Annotated in this window: 11 protein-coding genes; 3 read left to right on the plus strand and 8 right to left on the minus strand. The window is 45.3% G+C overall.

Annotation, left to right across the window (positions count from 1 at the left end; translation table 11 throughout):
- Window positions 1–9: 9 nt before the first annotated feature.
- The 4 genes from LZP69_RS10220 to LZP69_RS10235 are packed head-to-tail and all read right to left on the minus strand — an operon-like array spanning window position 10 to window position 3,382.
- Window positions 10–1,011, minus strand: a complete 1,002-nt coding sequence (locus LZP69_RS10220) for a vWA domain-containing protein (protein WP_234200380.1) — start codon at window positions 1,009–1,011, stop codon at window positions 10–12.
- Window positions 999–1,496 carry a DUF4381 domain-containing protein gene (locus LZP69_RS10225; RefSeq protein WP_234200382.1) on the minus strand — a complete coding sequence of 166 codons (498 nt, stop codon included), beginning with the start codon at window positions 1,494–1,496 and terminating at the stop codon, window positions 999–1,001. Before LZP69_RS10225 ends, LZP69_RS10220 begins: the two co-directional genes overlap by 13 nt.
- Window positions 1,497–2,426: a DUF58 domain-containing protein gene (locus LZP69_RS10230; protein WP_234200383.1), complete on the minus strand. Its 930-nt coding sequence runs from the start codon at window positions 2,424–2,426 to the stop codon at window positions 1,497–1,499.
- Window positions 2,426–3,382, minus strand: coding sequence for an AAA family ATPase (locus tag LZP69_RS10235; protein WP_234200384.1), 957 nt, complete (start codon window positions 3,380–3,382; stop codon window positions 2,426–2,428). Before LZP69_RS10235 ends, LZP69_RS10230 begins: the two co-directional genes overlap by 1 nt.
- Window positions 3,383–3,795: 413 nt before the next feature.
- Between LZP69_RS10235 and fadI the strand changes: the two genes are divergently transcribed.
- Together fadI and fadJ are read left to right on the plus strand one after the other, a co-directional pair.
- On the plus strand, window positions 3,796–5,106 hold the full coding sequence (gene fadI / locus LZP69_RS10240; protein WP_234200387.1) for an acetyl-CoA C-acyltransferase FadI: 1,311 nt from the start codon (window positions 3,796–3,798) through the stop codon (window positions 5,104–5,106).
- 4 nt (window positions 5,107–5,110) lie between these two features.
- A complete protein-coding gene (gene fadJ, locus LZP69_RS10245) occupies window positions 5,111–7,231 on the plus strand; it encodes a fatty acid oxidation complex subunit alpha FadJ (protein WP_234200388.1) in 2,121 nt (706 codons plus the stop codon).
- A 757-nt stretch (window positions 7,232–7,988) separates the two neighbouring features.
- Here fadJ and LZP69_RS10255 read toward each other — a convergent pair.
- The 3 genes from LZP69_RS10255 to LZP69_RS10265 form a co-directional block, all read right to left on the minus strand.
- Window positions 7,989–8,414 carry a hypothetical protein gene (locus tag LZP69_RS10255; RefSeq protein ID WP_234200391.1) on the minus strand — a complete coding sequence of 142 codons (426 nt, stop codon included), beginning with the start codon at window positions 8,412–8,414 and terminating at the stop codon, window positions 7,989–7,991.
- A 145-nt stretch (window positions 8,415–8,559) separates the two neighbouring features.
- Window positions 8,560–12,843 (minus strand): EAL domain-containing protein, encoded by a 4,284-nt coding sequence (locus LZP69_RS10260; RefSeq protein ID WP_234200394.1) that lies wholly within the window; start codon window positions 12,841–12,843, stop codon window positions 8,560–8,562.
- Window positions 12,844–13,091: 248 nt separating this feature from the next.
- Window positions 13,092–15,881, minus strand: a complete 2,790-nt coding sequence (locus LZP69_RS10265; protein WP_234200396.1) for an insulinase family protein — start codon at window positions 15,879–15,881, stop codon at window positions 13,092–13,094.
- A gap of 209 nt (window positions 15,882–16,090) precedes the next feature.
- Between LZP69_RS10265 and sixA the strand changes: the two genes are divergently transcribed.
- A complete protein-coding gene (gene sixA, locus LZP69_RS10270; protein ID WP_234200398.1) occupies window positions 16,091–16,561 on the plus strand; it encodes a phosphohistidine phosphatase SixA in 471 nt (156 codons plus the stop codon).
- 209 nt (window positions 16,562–16,770) lie between these two features.
- On the opposite strand, the gene smrB is transcribed toward sixA, so the two are convergent.
- Window positions 16,771–17,298 carry an endonuclease SmrB gene (gene smrB, locus LZP69_RS10275; protein WP_234200404.1) on the minus strand — a complete coding sequence of 176 codons (528 nt, stop codon included), beginning with the start codon at window positions 17,296–17,298 and terminating at the stop codon, window positions 16,771–16,773.
- Window positions 17,299–17,315: the final 17 nt, after the last annotated feature.

Below are 17,315 nucleotides of genomic sequence, written 5' to 3' on the forward strand. Positions count from 1 at the left end.
CTCCTGGGATCATAGTGCCTCCTGTTTTGTCAGCTTGGATGCAATCAGCGGATGGCGCCACAGAATAAACAGCAGATTAAGCAGCAGCGCGAGTGCTAACGGGTAATAAAACAGTTCAGACTGCGGGCGGTAGGTTAACTGCTCGCTCTCTGTCGGTTCCAGCTTGTCAATCTCATGGTAAATCTGTTCCAGCTCCTTGGCGTTACGGGCACGGAAATAGCGCCCCTGAGTCATGCTCGCCAGTTTAGTTAACTGGGTTTCGTCGAGATCGACCGCCGGATTAACCCGCTCTTTACCAAACAGGGTACGCCGCTCCATTACCTCGGCGCCGACCCCTATGGTGTAGATGGTCACCCCCCGTTTTGCGGCTATCTCTGCGGCTTGATCTGGCGTGATAGCCCCTGAGTTGTTCGAGCCGTCAGTCAGCAGAATGAGTACACGGTTGCTCTGCTCAGCTTTATCGAAGCGTTTCACCGCCAGGGCGATCGCTTCGCCTATGGCGGTCTGTTTACCCACTAGACCGATTTGTGCCTCAGAGAGAAATTGCGCGATTGAACGCCTGTCTTGTGTCAATGGCGCCTGCAGATAGGCATGATCGGCAAACAGAATAAGGCCTAACTTGTCGCCTTGGCGTCTATCGATAAAATCGCTCATCACATGCTTTACCATGGTAAAACGATCGACGGGCTTACCCTCAAATACCATATCTTCAATCTGCATACTGCCGGAGAGATCTATGGCCAGCATTAAGTCACGCCCTTTACTGGGCAGCTCAATGGCATCGCCAACCCACAGGGGGCGCGATGCGGTGAAGACCAGTAAGACCCAGACTAACCACAGCGGCAACTGGCGCTTAGGCGGCTGGCGCTGAGTGGTTGTAAAACGGTTCTCACTAATCCCAGGCAGCTGCAAGTGTCCCCCCATCGCCTGAGTCTGTCTCTTCTTCGCTTTATAGAAAATCAGGGGGAGAGGCAGCAGGAGTAATAACCAGGGCCAGGCTAGTGTGAACATGACTGCTCCTTATTACTCGTTTTTAAGGGCAAGGCTTGCTTCATCCAGTTGCTGGTCAGGGCTTTTAGCAGCTCGGCTTCGGTTAAGGTCAAAGCTTGTGCTTGATAGCGTTTGGCCAGCAGTTGGCAGAGCCGCTGATCTGTAGATGGCGCTCGATCAACCAGCCAGCGATACCAGGCATCACCATCGAGTGATGCGATCTCGCCGCGGGGCAGGTAGCTCATGGCTGCACGTTTGACGATGGCGTTTATCTCGATAGCAAACTGTGGGTGATTGAGATCCAGCTGCTTAATTGCTTGCAGGGCTTGGCGTTTAGCGGCCAGGTGTTTGTGACGTTTAATTAACCAGATGAGACTGGTGATCAGGAGAATAAGGACGGCAGCAAGGGCGAGCCAATAGCCATAAGCTAAGGGCCAGGCTCCTATCTCGGCTGGCGTGTGTATGTCTTTTAAAGCACCTAGAGCGGGATTGTTCGCCTGTTGCATTTACCTTAGGGCTCCAAGCTGTTTGTTAAGCGTCATCGCGGCACTGATCACCTTAGGCTGGGCGCCAAGTTGCGTCATCATGGTGATAAAGCCCTGTTGCTGAGCCAACTGCTGATTCAGCCAGGCATCGTAGCTTTGGCGATTTAATATCAATTCTTTACTGCCTTCTTTTACTGGCAACTGAAAATGCGTCGGCAGCTGCAGCTCGCCTTGCCGCAGAGGGTCGCTAATGACAAAAGCGCCGATATCGCAGTGGCGTTTAAGTTCACTTAAGGGCGCCAGGCATTCGGGCGTGAAATGGGTACCATCACTGATGATCCATACCAAGGAGCCGGGTTTGGCTATTCGCCTTAAACGTTGGCAGGCGTGATAAATGTGTTCAGGCTCAGGATTGATCTGGCTCAGGCCTTCTAGCTGCTGCTGATGCACTTTTTGAATGCCGTTAATGAGTGACAAGATAGCCGTTTGGCGGCTACGTGGCTTTAGTTCAATATGTTGATGTTCGCTGGCAATTAAGGCGCCTAAACGATCGCCATGGGCAATCGCATGCCAGCCAAGCGTTGCGCTCAAATGAGCAGCCTGCACAGCTTGCAGCATCAGGCTTGAGCCAAAATAGAGGCTATGACTGAGATCCAGCAGTAACAAAACCGGCCGTTCGCGTTCTTCGACAAAGAGTTTTGTGTGTGCCTGACCCGTGCGAGCAGTGACGCGCCAGTCGATAGTGCGCACATCGTCACCATTCTGATAATGGCGAACCTCGGCAAACTCCATGCCTCGACCTTTTATATTGCTGGCTCTGTGGCCGGCCAGGGCCGCCCTTGCTTTAGTACGCCTATGGGGCAGGGCACGGGCAATATTCTGACAGGCCAGCAGTTCTTGTTGATTAAGCGAGACGCCATCGGCAAATAGCGGCAATTCCCCCTTTGACATTAAGGCACCGCAACTTGAGTCAGAATATGGTTAATTACGTCATCGCTACTGATGCCATCGGCTTGTGCCTGATAGCTTAGCAGCAGGCGGTGACGCAGCACATTGGGCACAACCGCTTGAATATCTTCTGGTGACACAAAATCACGCTCCATCAGCCAGGCTCTGGCACGGGCGCAGCGCTCTATGGCAATGGTGGCCCTGGGGCTGACACCATATTCGAGCCAGGAGGCGAGCTGATCGCTGTATCGCTGGGGTTGGCGGGTTGCCATTATGATGTTGACTATGTATTGCTCGAGTGGCTCGGCTAAATAGAGCTCTAAGGCCTCATTTCGGGCAGCAAAGACATCAATCTCGCTAATAGGCTCGACCTTAGGTAAGGCATGAGTTTTCGCTTCATTGCGAGATAGGCGCATGATCTCAAATTCCGTCTCCGCACTGGGATAGTCGAGATTCAGGTGCATAAGGAAACGATCCAGCTGCGCCTCTGGTAACGGGTAAGTGCCTTCGTTTTCCAGCGGGTTTTGGGTAGCCATCACCAGGAAAAGCTTAGGCAGCTGATAGCTGTGTTTCCCTACTGTGACTTGCCCCTCGGCCATGGCTTCGAGCAGTGCAGATTGGACTTTAGCCGGGGCGCGGTTGATCTCATCGGCTAGGATTAAATTATGAAAGATGGGGCCGGCTTCAAACTCAAAGGTCGCTGTTTGGGCGCGGTAGATGTCAGTGCCGGTCAGATCCGCTGGCAGTAGATCCGGTGTAAACTGAATACGGTGAAAATTGCCTTCGACACCATCACTTAAGGCTTTGACCGCACGGGTTTTTGCGAGACCTGGGGGGCCTTCGACCAGTAAGTGTCCATCGGCGATCAGTGCGATTAACAGGTTTTCGGTGAGAGAAGGTTGACCTAGTATCACTCTATCTAGGTATTCACGTAATGCGTGGAATCGACTTAACGGCATGATGCTACTCAGTTTTATCAATAATGTTAGCTGTAGACAGCCAACAGGATTAAAAATTCAGATAGGGTCAATCATCTGGATAAGCTTTGTGCGGTTCTCCCTGGCAACCCAGCCAACTGACCTTTACAAGTGGGAATACGTTAGCACGGCCTATCTGGGATTTAAACTGCGCTGTGGTGTGAAATAGCCTTTATTAAGCAATATTAATCAGTACTTTCCCGAGAGTGGCTTATTAAAAACCAAACAGGTGTTTAAAATCAGATAATAAGAAGTTAGAATCAGATCACATTTTGATGGTCAGACCTGTTGAGTCGTGTAGCTAGACAAGAGAGTAGGGAAACCACAGTATGGAAACCACAGTAGGGAAACCACACTAGATATGCCTGTGATGGCCGCGGGTATGAGGATAGATAATGAGTGAGTTACAGCAAGTAAGGAATGCAAAGGGCGATCGTATTGCGATTGTGATGGGGCTGCGAACCCCGTTCGCGAAACAAGCGACCGCATTTCATGGCGTCTCTGCGTTGGATATGGGAAAAATGGTGGTCAATGAACTGCTATCACGCTCTGAGCTAGACCCCAATGCCATCGAGCAATTAGTCTATGGCCAGGTTGTTCAAATGCCTGCCGCACCTAATATCGCTAGGGAAATCGTGTTAGGTACAGGTATGGATGTCGCGACCGATGCCTACAGTGTGACTCGAGCCTGTGCCACCAGTTTTCAGTCTACCGTCAATGTGGCTGAATCGATTTTAACGGGCAACATTGAGATAGGTATTGCCGGTGGAGCAGACTCATCCTCTGTGTTGCCAATTGGGGTATCCAAGAAACTGGCCCATGCCTTAGTCGACTTGAATAAAGCGCGCAGTTTCCGTCAGAAGCTCGCTATCATCAGACGTTTGGGGTTAAAGGATCTACTGCCTGTACCGCCAGCCGTTGCCGAATACTCAACCGGTCTATCCATGGGACAAACCGCCGAGCAGATGGCCAAGACCTATAATATCAGCCGTAGCGACCAAGATGCCTTAGCGCATCGTTCTCATACATTAGCCTCGAAAACCTGGGATGCTGGCCTGTTGCATGATGAGGTTATGACAGCCCATGTACCGCCGTATACGGCTTATATCGAGCGTGATAATAATATTCGCGACAACTCCACACTGGAGTCTTACGCTAAATTGCGTCCCGCCTTTGACCGTAAGCACGGCACAGTGACGGCCGCGAACAGCACGCCGTTAACCGATGGCGCCTCGGCTGTGCTTCTGATGAGTGAGAGCCGTGCCAAAGCTCTGGGGTATCAGCCTTTAGGTTATATCAAGAGCTATGCTTTTAGCGCCATAGACGTATGGCAGGATATGTTGATGGGCCCTTCCTATGCGACACCTCTAGCACTAAAGCGCGCCGGAATGGAGCTTGAGGATTTGACTCTGATTGAGATGCACGAGGCCTTTGCGGCGCAGACGCTGGCCAATATGCAGATGTTTGCTTCTAAAAAGTTTGCCGAGGAAAAACTGGGACGCAGTCGCGCCATAGGTGAGATAGATATGGCTAAGTTTAATGTGCTTGGTGGCTCTTTGGCTTATGGTCACCCCTTTGCCGCAACCGGTACTCGTTTAATCACTCAGCTTTGCCGCGAGCTCAAGCGCCGTGGTGGCGGTGTTGGTTTGGCGACCGCTTGCGCCGCAGGCGGTTTAGGCGCAGCTATGATAGTGGAAGTGGAGTGATCTTATGGAAAAGAGTTTTAACCTAAATTGTCTTGAAAATGGCATTGCAGTGCTCACCATGGATGTACCGGGTGAGACAATGAATACCCTGCGTGGTGATTTTGCACCCGAGATCTGTGACATTCTTGCTCAAATTAAGGCGGATAGTCAGATCCGAGGATTAGTGATTATCTCAGGTAAAAAGGACTCCTTTATTGCCGGTGCCGATATCTCCATGCTCGGCGCATGCCAGACTCGTGAGGATGCTAGGCAGCTATCTAAGCAGGGGCATGAGGTCTTTTTTGCGCTTGAGTCACTTAATATTCCTGTGGTTGCTGCCATCCACGGCGCCTGTTTAGGGGGCGGCTTGGAGCTGGCGCTGGCTTGTCATCTGCGAGTGTGCAGCGAAGAGAGCAAGACTGTGATGGGCTTGCCTGAGGTGCAGTTAGGTCTGCTTCCTGGTAGTGGCGGGACTCAGCGTTTGCCGCGTTTAGTGGGGATTACGGCTGCGCTGGATATGATGCTCACGGGTAAACAGTTACGACCTAAACAGGCGCTGAAACTCGGCTTAGTGCATGATGTGGTGCCGCACTCCATTCTGTTACAAACCGCCATTGAAATGGCGCTAAATGGTAAAAAAGTGCCGTTAAAACCTAGGCAATCACTGATAAGCAGGCTGTTAGAGTCTAACAGTATCGGACGAAATATTATTTTCGATCAGGCATTGAAGCAGGTTTATAAGAAGACGCAGGGGAATTATCCTGCTCCTGCGAAAATAATTGACTGTGTGCGCCAGGGAATGAGCAAAGGCATGCTGGTGGGATTAGAGACTGAAGCCAGTCATTTTGGCGATCTGGTTATCTCGCCGGAATCTGCTGCCTTAAGAAGCATTTTCTTTGCGACAACAGAAATGAAGAAGGAGTCAGGGGCGGGCGATGTCGAGCATAGGCCTGTCAACAAAGTCATGGTGTTGGGCGGTGGCCTGATGGGCGGCGGCATTGCCTCGGTTACGACCACTAAGGCGAAAATTCCTGCGCGCGTGAAAGATATCAATGAAAAGGGGCTGAGTAATGCCTTGTCCTATGCCTACAAGCTGCTCGATAAGGGTGTAAAGCGCCGGCATATGACCCGTGCGGTGCGAGATAATCTGATGTCACTCATGACGACCACAACCGAGTACAAAGGGGTTAAGGATGCCGACATTGTGGTCGAAGCGGTATTTGAGGATTTAAACCTCAAACATCAGATGGTCAAAGAGGTTGAACGTGAGTGTAACGAGCAGACAATTTTTGCATCCAATACCTCCTCTTTGCCTATTTCGCAAATTGCCGAGGCCGCAACGCGCCCTGAAAATGTTATCGGTCTGCACTATTTCTCACCTGTTGAGAAGATGCCGCTGGTTGAAGTGATTGCTCATAAGGGCACATCAGCTCAAACCATAGCGACCACAGTGGCATTCGCCAGGAAGCAGGGGAAAACGCCGATAGTAGTTCAAGACGGCGCGGGTTTTTATGTGAACCGTATTCTGGCGCTCTATATGAATGAGGCCGCTAATTTGCTGCTCGAAGGGCAGAGTGTTAATCACCTCGATAAAGCGTTGGTGAAATTTGGTTTCCCCGTTGGCCCTATGACTTTGCTCGATGAGGTTGGCATAGATGTTGGGGCCAAAATTGCACCTATTTTGGAGAAAGAGTTAGGCCATCGTTTCAAAGCGCCGAGTGCTTTCGATAAGTTATTGCTCGATGAGCGTAAGGGGCGCAAGAATGGCAAAGGCTTCTATCTATATGGCGCTAAGAGTAAGAAGAAGTTAGTCGATGAGAGTGTGTATAAAGTGCTAGGGATAGCGCCATCGGAGAGTGGCGATAGAGAAGAGTTGGCTCAGCGCTGCATTGTGCAGATGCTTAACGAATCGGTTCGCTGTCTCGAAGAGGGGATCATTGCCTCAGCTCGTGATGGTGATATTGGTGCCATATTTGGTATTGGTTTCCCCCCTTTCCTAGGGGGCCCCTTCAGGTATATCGATACCTTAGGTGCAGATAAATTGGTTGAGGTACTGAATCATTACGTATCGCTTCATGGTGAACGCTTTACGCCATGTGGCAGGCTGATTGAAATGGCTGCGAGTGGTGAGACTTTCCATTCTTAAACTCATAAAGTAATTTATAAAAGTGTTGAGATGTTCAAAAAAGCGGCAAATTAATGCCGCTTTTTGTTTGCCTTATGGCTATTTTTTGCCTGTTTTTTGTTCACTTCTCTGAGCTGTTTGGGTAATATGCCTGCCTGTTTATTGAAACCTATGCCAGCGGAACTGATTCTATTGAGTGTTTTATGGGCTTTTAAAAGGTTTTTTGAGTGAGTCATTCGACCGCATCAGTCATTTTTATCAGTCGTTTGCATCTGTTGTTAAAGAGGGTTGTTTATGTTGTTTGTGGTCGGTGCATTAATTACAAGTAGTCTGGTAATGGGAAACCTGGCATTCAGATCTGGGCTAAATGTTAAGCGCTGGGCCTTGTTAGGCTTGATTTCAGGCCCCTTGTGCTACCCCTTATTGTTGACTCATAAACGCTTTGCTTTAAAGCGAGCTCAGGGCAAGGGAGCCGTAGTTATACGCCTTTAGCTTGTATAGTCGTGCGAGCTTAAGCTAATTCACCCAAACTAGTACACCCAAACTAGAACGCCTGAGCAGTAACGCGCGAAACAGAAAAGGAGCAATTATGCTCCTTTTTGTTTTTAACAGCGCTATTGCTGCAATGTTGTGGCGGCTATTAGTTCCACCAACCTTTGGCTGAAATCACTTCTAAATGCTCTAAACCAGAAGGTAATTGTACTTTCTTACGTTGTGGTTTGCTGTTCAGTCCAAGAGCTTTTTTGATTGAATTTAACATGATGATTCTCCTTAAGACCTAAGCCACTGCCGAGTTGATGAATTTAACGTATGGGTAACCAGCGACTTGCATTGGCTTGAATTTAACGTATGGGTAACCAGCAACCTCGACAGGCTTGAATTTCACATATGGGTAACCAGCAACTTCCAAAGGCTTGAATTTGACATATGGGTAACCGGCAACTTCAACAGGCTTGAATTTCACGTATGGATAGCCAGCAACTTCTAAAGGCTTGAATTTGACATATGGGTAACCGGCAACATCCATTGGCTTAAATTTCACGTATGGATAGCCAGCAACTTCAACAGGTTTGAATTTTACATAAGGGTAGCCTGCAGTTTGTAACTCCTTTACTTTTGCAGGTTGGGTTTGCTCTTCATTTGCGTTAACAACATTTAATGAAAGGGCTGCTAAAACAGCTGCTGTAACTAATCCTTTAATCATAGTCTTTATTCTCTCAGTGTTATTTAACTTGTGATGCCAACGTGTTGTTGACGCTTGAGAGAATTAATGCAGATGTTGTGCCAAAGTTTAAAAATATTTTTAAACTAGTTAAATAAATGTATGTTTTTTGATCGGTCAGGCTGTGCTATTTGGTTTTTCTCAGTGGCTGTGGCGCAACAAGATCGTTCTTAAGCAGGACTGTAAACTCTTCCTCTTTGACCGCTTTGCTGAATATAAAGCCTTGAATTTCCTCGCACTTCAATGCTTTTAATATGCTCAGTTGTGACGCTTCTTCGACCCCTTCTCCGACAACAGATAGGCCCATGTTATGAGCGATAGTGATAATTGAGTCGACCATCTTAAGATCGCGATCCGACTTGTCGATATCATCCACGAAGGCTTTATCAATTTTTAGGGTATTGATAGGGAAGCGTTTCAGGTAGGACAGGGATGAGTAACCTGTGCCAAAATCATCTAACGCCAGGTGAACGCCCATCTTAGAGAGCTGCATCATGACTTTAATGGCTTTTTCTGGCTGTTTAATCACGGTTCCTTCGGTGATCTCCAGTTCTAAATTGGCAGCAGGAAGCTGAGTGAGACGTAAAATTGACGTTATTCTGTCCTGAAGATCGGGCAGAGCGAATTGGAGTGACGATAAATTGACGGCAACTCGTCCATCGAATAGACCTTCTCGGCGCCATTTTTGCGCTGCGAAGCAAGCTTTACGCAGCACCAATTCACCTATTTCGACAATCAGGCCATTTTCTTCGGCTAGAGGAATAAACTCACCAGGTGGGATTAAGCCATGTGTAGGATGGTTTAATCTAACTAGGGCCTCCATCCCTGCCATCTTTCCGCTGCGCAGATCGATCTTGGGCTGATAATGAACTTCGAATAGGTCGTCACGTAAGCCTTCACGGATGAGGTTTTCTACTTCCAGTTGGCGTATTGCGTTACGATTCAGGGACTCCGAATAGAATTGATAGCGATTGCCGCCAGCAGATTTCGCATGATACATGGCAATGTCGGCCTTACGGAGCAGCGCCTGCTCATTTTGATCGTCTTCAGGGTAGAGTACGATACCGATACTGACGCTGACGACAACGCGCTCACTTGTCAGCTCGAAGGGGCTGGAAAAGGCTTCTACGACATTGTGAGCGATCACTGCACTGGAACCAATATCGGGGTTATTGTCTATGAGTATTGCGAACTCATCGCCACCCAGCCTATATATACTGGTGTGAGAGGGGACAGTTGATTCGATTCTGCGAGATACTTTAATCAGAAGTTCATCACCGACCTGGTGTCCGAGGGAATCGTTGATCTTTTTAAAGTTATCTAGGTCAAGCACCATGAGGGTATGGTGGGTGTCTTTTTTTACTAAGTTCCCTAGGGTCACCATAAGGCTTGAGCGATTTGGCAGGTTGGTTAGCATATCGCTGTTGGTCAGTTTTCTTAACTCTTCTTCTTGGCGTTTACGGCGAGAAATATCAGAGAATACGCCAACATAGTGGGTTAAGACTCCCATTTCATCGTAAATGGCATCGACAGTTAGCTCCATTAAAAACTTGGAACCATCCCCTTTAGAGGACTCTATCTCATTACTCCAGCTACCTTGTTGCTGGAGAATATTGCGGATCTGCTGGGAATAGCTGTCAGGATAGAGATCAAATTTAAACAATGTGTCGATAAAATAGTCTCTGGGGCGATCGCATAGTTCGCAACATGCCTGGTTTACTTCGACAAAATTAAACTTACTGTCAAGGATGAACATGCCTTCAGAGATGTTTTCAATTGCACGCTCAAAGAGTCTAAGTTGCTCTTCTGCTTGTTTAAAGTTATGGATATTTTTAATGGTACCTGTCATACGCAAGGCTTTGTCATTCTCATCGCGCTCCACAATTTTGGCCCTATCTAAGATCCATACCCACTGATTATTCTTACCTTTGACTCTATATGCGGCCTCAAAATGATCGGTTTCGCCATAAAAGTGCTTATTAAGAGCAGTATTGACCCGCTCTTGATCCATAGGGTGAATATTACTCTCTTCACCGGACTCACCCGAACGCTGACCATCACGAGGAAACTCTAACGAGCCCCAGATGTTAGAGCGGTAGATATGACCTGTCTCAATGTTCCAGTCCCACATCTCATCACCACTTCCCCATAGAGACAGTTTGAGACGCTCTTCGGAAGCAGCTATCTGTCTCTGGATCTCTTGGCGTTTCAAGAAGGCTTTAATTATTAATGCCAAAATAATCAATACAATAGTGCAATAAATAATTTTGGCACTTAATGAACTCCACCAAGGTGGAGTGATCTCTATGTTGATGCTCTTTATTTGACCTTTTTCGTTCGTCAGAGGATCGATAGCATAAACATTGAACTTATATTCACCTGGAGAGAGGTTTGTGTATGTAGCTGAGTTAGTACCTTTGGATATCAACCAGTTATCAGATAGGCCTTCCATCTGATAAGCATATTGCAGTGCTTTATCCATGTTTCCAGGGGAAACAAAAGTCAATGTGAACGGATAATCTGAATACTTAAGGGCTAACTTATCAGTAAAATTTAAGTTTTTACTGAGCGTTGTCCCATCGATGTTTACCGGCATATTAAATACTGATAACTCATCTAATACAATTTTTGGGGGTGATTTTTGTTCTATAAAAGAATTTATTTCATCCAGAGAGGCTTTACTCAGACCGGAGATGCCACCTATATATATATTATCTCCCATCCGTGACATAGCTTGTGAATTGTATTCCTTTTGACTGCCATATTCTAATGAAAAAATGTAAGGTTTGTCATCTACCAACACTATTATCTCAGCATTAGAAGAGGCTATTATATTTTGATTGTGTTTTGTTATTGCATATATAGGTTTTTTGGTGGATAAAATTTTAGTTTTAATCTTGGTTTTTAAATTTATTTTTGATAGTGAATCTCTTGTTCCAAAGTAAATGTTGTCTTCATCTAGGTACAGACTACTAACAAGATCTGCATCTACGACTTTATTTATTTTACCTTGATTTACCTCATATAATCCGAACTGTGTTCCGAGCCAATAAGTGTTGTTGTGGATTTGTATGTCAAATATTGGGTTTCCATCATCAACTATAATTTCATCTTTGTAATTGTTTTTTATATTTAGTTTGACTAGCTTCCCATTAAAGCTGCCTGCTACAATTTCGTTGCTGTTAGGATCTTTTTTTACTAAAAAAAAGCTCCCCTCATTGAGTAGGACTTTTTCTTTTGTGACTCTGTCAATTGAGTATAAACCTTTAGATGTTCCAATATATATTTTATTTTTAATAATAAGTGCAGATTTTGGTCCTGTTATACCCGTATCATAACTATCTATATTAATAATGTTGTCATTATATACCTCAATAATAGGTGAATCTGAGCTTATTAATATTTCACTATTATTTATTGATGTTATTGACCAGATGTTTTTCGATGTTAAGAAGTTTTCAATTAATTTTTTTTCTTTTTTAAATATATAAATTCCATTACTCTGAATTGACACATATATGTTTTTATTCCCTTGAAAAATAGATACTCTATCATTGTTCTCTTCATTTATTTCAAGTGATCCAATAACAGCGCATTTATTAATGCTGTTAAACTCGCATATAAAGTTTTCATGAATTGCATAAGTATTTTTGTCACTTTCAGATATGGATTTAATTCTTTTTAATGTATTTTTTTTGGTTGGTTTTTCTAGTGAAAACAAATTTTCATTTTTAGTTGCAAATATGTCACCATTGATTTTGTTTATAGATGTAACATTGCTTTCTATTTTATTAACTTCGCTACTTTCACTGTTTTTTATTTTTAAAACATCGCCATTAGATGTTCTTATGTATAATGCATCATCAGTCAGTATAGTGTTTTTTGCTCCATCGAATGGATATGCGATTTTTTTTGTTAAATAAAATGATTCATTGTTAAAAATAAAAACTTCATTATTGGTGCCTATTATTAAGTTTTTATTATATTCAGTTATTGACCAAATCGGTGAGCTTTTAAGTGTTAATATATTTTCAATGTCATCAAAGTTATCTAATTCATTATTATAAATAACCAAGCCTTTATCAGTTCCAATTAATAACTTCCCATTACTATCTAGATATAAGCTTCTAATGAATGGGCTTGGTAATGAAGAGCCATCATTTGAAGCAAAATAGTGTTTGAAATTTTTACCATCAAAGCGGTTTAAACCATTCAAGGTACCTATCCAGACATACCCATATTGGTCTTCTACCACTGAAGTGACTGTGCTTTGAGACAGGCCTTCTTGAACGTTGTAGTGTTCAAGGTTGAGTATAGGGTAATTGGCCTGTGGTTCATCGGCGAAAGCCTGGCTGGTAAAGGCGAGAGCCAGTAGGAGAGTCTGTATGAATGTCTTCAAAATTTTAGCCATCTTTTTACGATTAATTATTAGCCAAAAATGCATAGGCAAGAGTTATTTAGACTACTTTTTCAGAAAGTGAATGTTTTGTCAAAATAAGGTTACATATGCTAGCGCCATTCAGGTTAACAGTCAGTACTCCTTTTTTAGTAAGTACTGACTAGTATTGCTGAATATTTAACCATTTTAGCAGAAAAATTTTGTATGGAAGATTATTTTATACAGGACAAACAATTGGTTAATCTTGTTCCAGAGTCTGTTTAATAATTAAACTTAGGTGCTTGCTGTTTAAAGGTGCGCAGATCTGTGATCATTTTGTCTGACATTAATCTTTCTTGGTGCTGATGTTCGTTACCCGTTGTAAAGAGTATCAGCCTGTCGCCGCGTTTGGTTCTCATCTTTTTCATCATGAATTTGATGAGTTCTGCACGGGTTAAATCGGCTATCTGCTCGACAACAGATTCCCTTTGGTTGAATTGATAATCTTTGTTGCCAATACTTGACCAGTATCTTTGTCCGCGGGTCTTCAGATTAGGGTCGTGCTCCATTATCTGATTAATCAATCCCTGTTTGGTTTGTTGCCATTGCTCATTGGTAATTTGCATAACCGCATAATTAAAGTCTGCAATAAACTCATCGATAGCTTGTAGAAGTTGCAAAGGGCCAGTAGAAGGAGACTGAATATAGAAAATCATTCCAGGGTATCGATTCAGCGGTAGGTAACCTGTACCCACCATATAACCCAATTGCTTTTTGGTTCTCAGTTCATGGAAAAAGGTGGATGACATAGTGTGGTTTAACAAGCTGAACAAGGCCATTTTCAGCGGAGTCGTCTCTGCCGATTGGTAATAGACTATGATGCCGCTGTCTTGGTGATCGACCGATACTTCCCGCATCACTGTGCCCATGTTGGTCAGATTGATCAATTCTCGCTCAGACTCCGGACTAGGGGAGGAGACCAGCGAGAGAATATGTTCCAGTCTTTTTCCTAATGTTTGCGCTTCTTTGGTTAACCAGTCGCCGTAGACTAAGCCTTCGAGATGGATTTTCTCATAGAAACTGCGCACATGTTCGTGAAGATCTTCTAAGTCTATCTCTTCCAGTTCCTCTGCCATTCTGTGGGGTTCGAAACTGCGTTTCTGTAATGTCACAGATAAGCTGGTGAAGAGCTGTGAGATTGGCTTTGCTCGGCTTTGGTTGTACCAGGTACGTAGGATCTGCTTTTTTATCTGCTTAAAGCGCTCAGGCGTAAAACTGCGCTCTCTTGCTTTATTAATAAGCAGGGACAGCAAGGCTTCCTGTTTACCGGTAAAGCCAGTTAAGTGCAGTGTGATCCCGCCTTGATGGGGGTAGATATTGTAACTGAGTCCTGCAACTTCTGCCGGATAGGTAAATTCGGTGAGATGATCGAGCAACATCTCGACATATAAGCGGGTCAAGGCCGCATGTCTTGGGGTTAACGCTGCCTGATCTGAGTCGAGAGACAAGTACATATGTCCTTTCGGCACCTTAAACTCATCATCTTTTTTATGCCAAATCCGATAGCCGTTTTCCTCGCACACCACAGTGGGGACAGGATGAAGGCTCTTGTCTGGGCGGGCGATTGAGTCACTGATGATAAAAGGGTTGGCATCCGGTAAGGTTAACGCCTGGCGAACCTCTGGTGTGTACCAGGCCTTTAATCTCTTAGCTGCAATGGGTTTGACTTGGTATGGGGAGTGGTACCAGGCGGCCTGTTTCTCGGTATTTAAATCAGGCGCGATCAGTTGCAAACGCATATTATCCGGTGTCATTTTTGCCAGCAAAGCACTGGCTTGCTCAGGATCTAAACCGTCCATGCGGTAGTCACCATAGATAACATCTTCAATTTCGTAATGATGCATATTGATGCTGAGGTGACTGGCGAGATCCAGCGGCTTTATCTGCTCCTGATATTTAAAGGCCAGCTTTAATAGATTGGCTCTTTCTTCGTAACGCCACAATTCCAGCCCCTGATTTTTAATCAGCTCCAAATATTCAAATGCCGCCCGAATAATATCGTCTAAATTGTTCAGGCCTTTTTCGGTTAACTGAATACTGATGTTGTAATCTTTGAAATTGTAACCATTCACCCCTCCGCCGGCCGAAAGGTTACTGGCTAACCCCTGTTGCTTGAGGTAGCTCAGGAGGCTGCCTTTGCCTTCGTATCCCAATAAATGGCTGATAAAAGTGAGTGGTTTACGTTTGTAAAACAGGTTGATTGCGGGCAAGGAGAAGGTAATTGCAACGCGTCTTTGCTCTTTTAGCGGAACGATATTGATCTCTTGTTGCAGCTGCGCCGTATCATATATAGGTGTATCAGGATATTGCTTATCCAGTCCATGATTCTTGATGGCCGCAAAATAGGTTTGCGCCAGGCGTTTTAGCTCATCGAGTGGCAGCGGGGCAACCAAGCACAGGGTCATTAAATTTGCGCTGTAATGCTGCTGATAGAAAGCGAGTAACTCCTCTCGCAGCATCTGCTGGCTACCGGACAAGGTTGTTAAGTTACCCACAGAAAATTTTGAGAACGGGTGTTTGGGATTCACTGTCTCTTTTTGTACCTGGTAGGTGCGGCGTACATCATCCTTGAGCTTAAGGCTGAACTCGGATTCGATGGCGTGGCGTTCTCTATCAACCAGTTCAAGATCGAAGCAAGGTGCAATAAAGAATTGGCTAAATCTGTCTAATGACTCTTCAAATACCTGACAGTCGATGGAGAAAAAGAAATTAGTTTGCTCTGTGCCTGTCCAGGCATTGTTGCTGCCACCATGTTGATTGACAAAGGCGTGATACTCTCCAGGTGTCGGGAATTTTTCAGTGCCCAAAAATAACATGTGCTCCAGAAAGTGGGCCATTCCGGGGCGAGAGACAGGATCATCGAAATGGCCAACATTGACCGCCATAGAAGCGGCGGCTTGAGAGGTTTGCATATCTTCGACTAAGAGCACTTTTAGATCGTTATCAAGTTGAAGGTATTGATACTGGCGATGATCGTTTGGGCTTTTAGTGATCTGCGTTGGAGCTGGCAAGAGTCGAGGATCCTTAATGTCGCAAAATTGCTAAACCAAGATGGTTGATAAAGACTGAAAAAACAATAAGTCTTCATATTGGGCTTCAAAGTAAACTTTAGCAAATAACTTATCCAATATTCGACTAATTATTGACTCAGTTCAGTTTTGTTGACTATGACTTTAGCGTTACAATTGGCTTAATAACAAAATATACAGCGAGAAGTAGTATGCAGCTATTCTTGATGCGCCATGGTGAGGCTGGGTACAACGCACATTCCGATAGAGAACGTGTTTTGTCCGATGTCGGTCGTTATCAAACAGGGCTGATGAGTAATTGGTTAGCCTTGAGTATCAAAGATTTTGACTTGGTTGTTGTTAGCCCCTACCTGAGGGCGCAACAGACTTGGCAAGAGGTGAGTAAGCATTTCCCTGAACCGAAAAAATGGTTAGTTTTCGATGAGTTGACTCCTTCATCTGACCCCATTACGGCCGTGGAGTTAGTACTGGCTTATGCTGAGCAATGCAGCGCCGAGCGGGTATTGGTAATAGCGCACATGCCTTTACTCGGTTATATGGTCAGTGAATTGGTTGCAGGCGTCGAGCCACCGCTTTTTGCCACATCAGGGGTTACCTTGATTGAGAAGCAGGGCAGGGAAACAGAGATCATCTGGCAGCATAACCCACATACAGTGGGCTGATAGTGACTGTTTGCTTAGCATTGTTTGTGCAAAGCTTATTTCGGCTTTAGGCTAAAAGAAAGCGTAAAGCTAAAAATAAAAGTAGAAAGTAAAAAGGACGCTTAGCGTCCTTTTTTTGTGCCTTATTTTTGTTCTTTTTAGCGCTATTCCCGCTATTTCTGCGGAGATGACCAGATTATCTGAAGAGCTCAAAGAGCAGCTTATACTAGTTAATCCCAGCTAGGATGTTCACCTATCTCGACTAAGACAAGCAGCGCCGCATCGCCTCCCCACTCCTTAGGGGCTTTATGAAAGGCTTTCACCTGAGGATGCTGAGCCAGCCACATGGGAATATTTTGTTTTAGAATGCCTAAGCCGTGGCCATGCATCACACAGCAACAGGCGCAGTGCTGTTTTACGCAAGCCTGGATAAGTGCCGCGAGTTCGAGTTTAGCTTCGGTTTGCCGCATACCATGTAGATCGAGCAGCAATTCGGGCTGATAGTCGCCTCGGCGTAACCGTTTGAGCTCGAGACTATCCACATCTTCCCGCGCCCAACGCATCGCACCCTCCAGCGGCAGATGGGGCTGATAGGTATCGGAAAAGTAACTATCGGCATGCAGCTGAGTGGTTTTGAGTTCTAACTCGCGCTTCTGTTTCGGCGGTTCACGAAAATGGCGCTTATCCTGCGTTAAGGGTTTCATGCCCTTAGTCAGCGCAGAAAAGAGTGCCATATCTTCATCTTTTTCTTTATTCATCTTGCTATTTTATTGAA

Origin of the sequence: Shewanella sp. AS1 (assembly GCF_021412565.1) — a bacterium.
Lineage (GTDB): Bacteria > Pseudomonadota > Gammaproteobacteria > Enterobacterales > Shewanellaceae > Shewanella.

Excerpts from the sequence above, each read along its gene's own strand:
- LZP69_RS10220 (WP_234200380.1), bottom strand. The coding sequence starts at position 1,011 with ATGTTCACACTAGCCTGGCCCTGGTTATTACTCCTGCTGCCTCTCCCC.
- LZP69_RS10225 (WP_234200382.1), bottom strand. The coding sequence starts at position 1,496 with ATGCAACAGGCGAACAATCCCGCTCTAGGTGCTTTAAAAGACATACAC.
- LZP69_RS10230 (WP_234200383.1), bottom strand. The coding sequence starts at position 2,426 with ATGTCAAAGGGGGAATTGCCGCTATTTGCCGATGGCGTCTCGCTTAAT.
- LZP69_RS10235 (WP_234200384.1), bottom strand. The coding sequence starts at position 3,382 with ATGCCGTTAAGTCGATTCCACGCATTACGTGAATACCTAGATAGAGTG.
- fadI (WP_234200387.1), top strand. The coding sequence starts at position 3,796 with ATGAGTGAGTTACAGCAAGTAAGGAATGCAAAGGGCGATCGTATTGCG.
- fadJ (WP_234200388.1), top strand. The coding sequence starts at position 5,111 with ATGGAAAAGAGTTTTAACCTAAATTGTCTTGAAAATGGCATTGCAGTG.
- LZP69_RS10255 (WP_234200391.1), bottom strand. The coding sequence starts at position 8,414 with ATGATTAAAGGATTAGTTACAGCAGCTGTTTTAGCAGCCCTTTCATTA.
- LZP69_RS10260 (WP_234200394.1), bottom strand. The coding sequence starts at position 12,843 with ATGGCTAAAATTTTGAAGACATTCATACAGACTCTCCTACTGGCTCTC.
- sixA (WP_234200398.1), top strand. The coding sequence starts at position 16,091 with ATGCAGCTATTCTTGATGCGCCATGGTGAGGCTGGGTACAACGCACAT.
- smrB (WP_234200404.1), bottom strand. The coding sequence starts at position 17,298 with ATGAATAAAGAAAAAGATGAAGATATGGCACTCTTTTCTGCGCTGACT.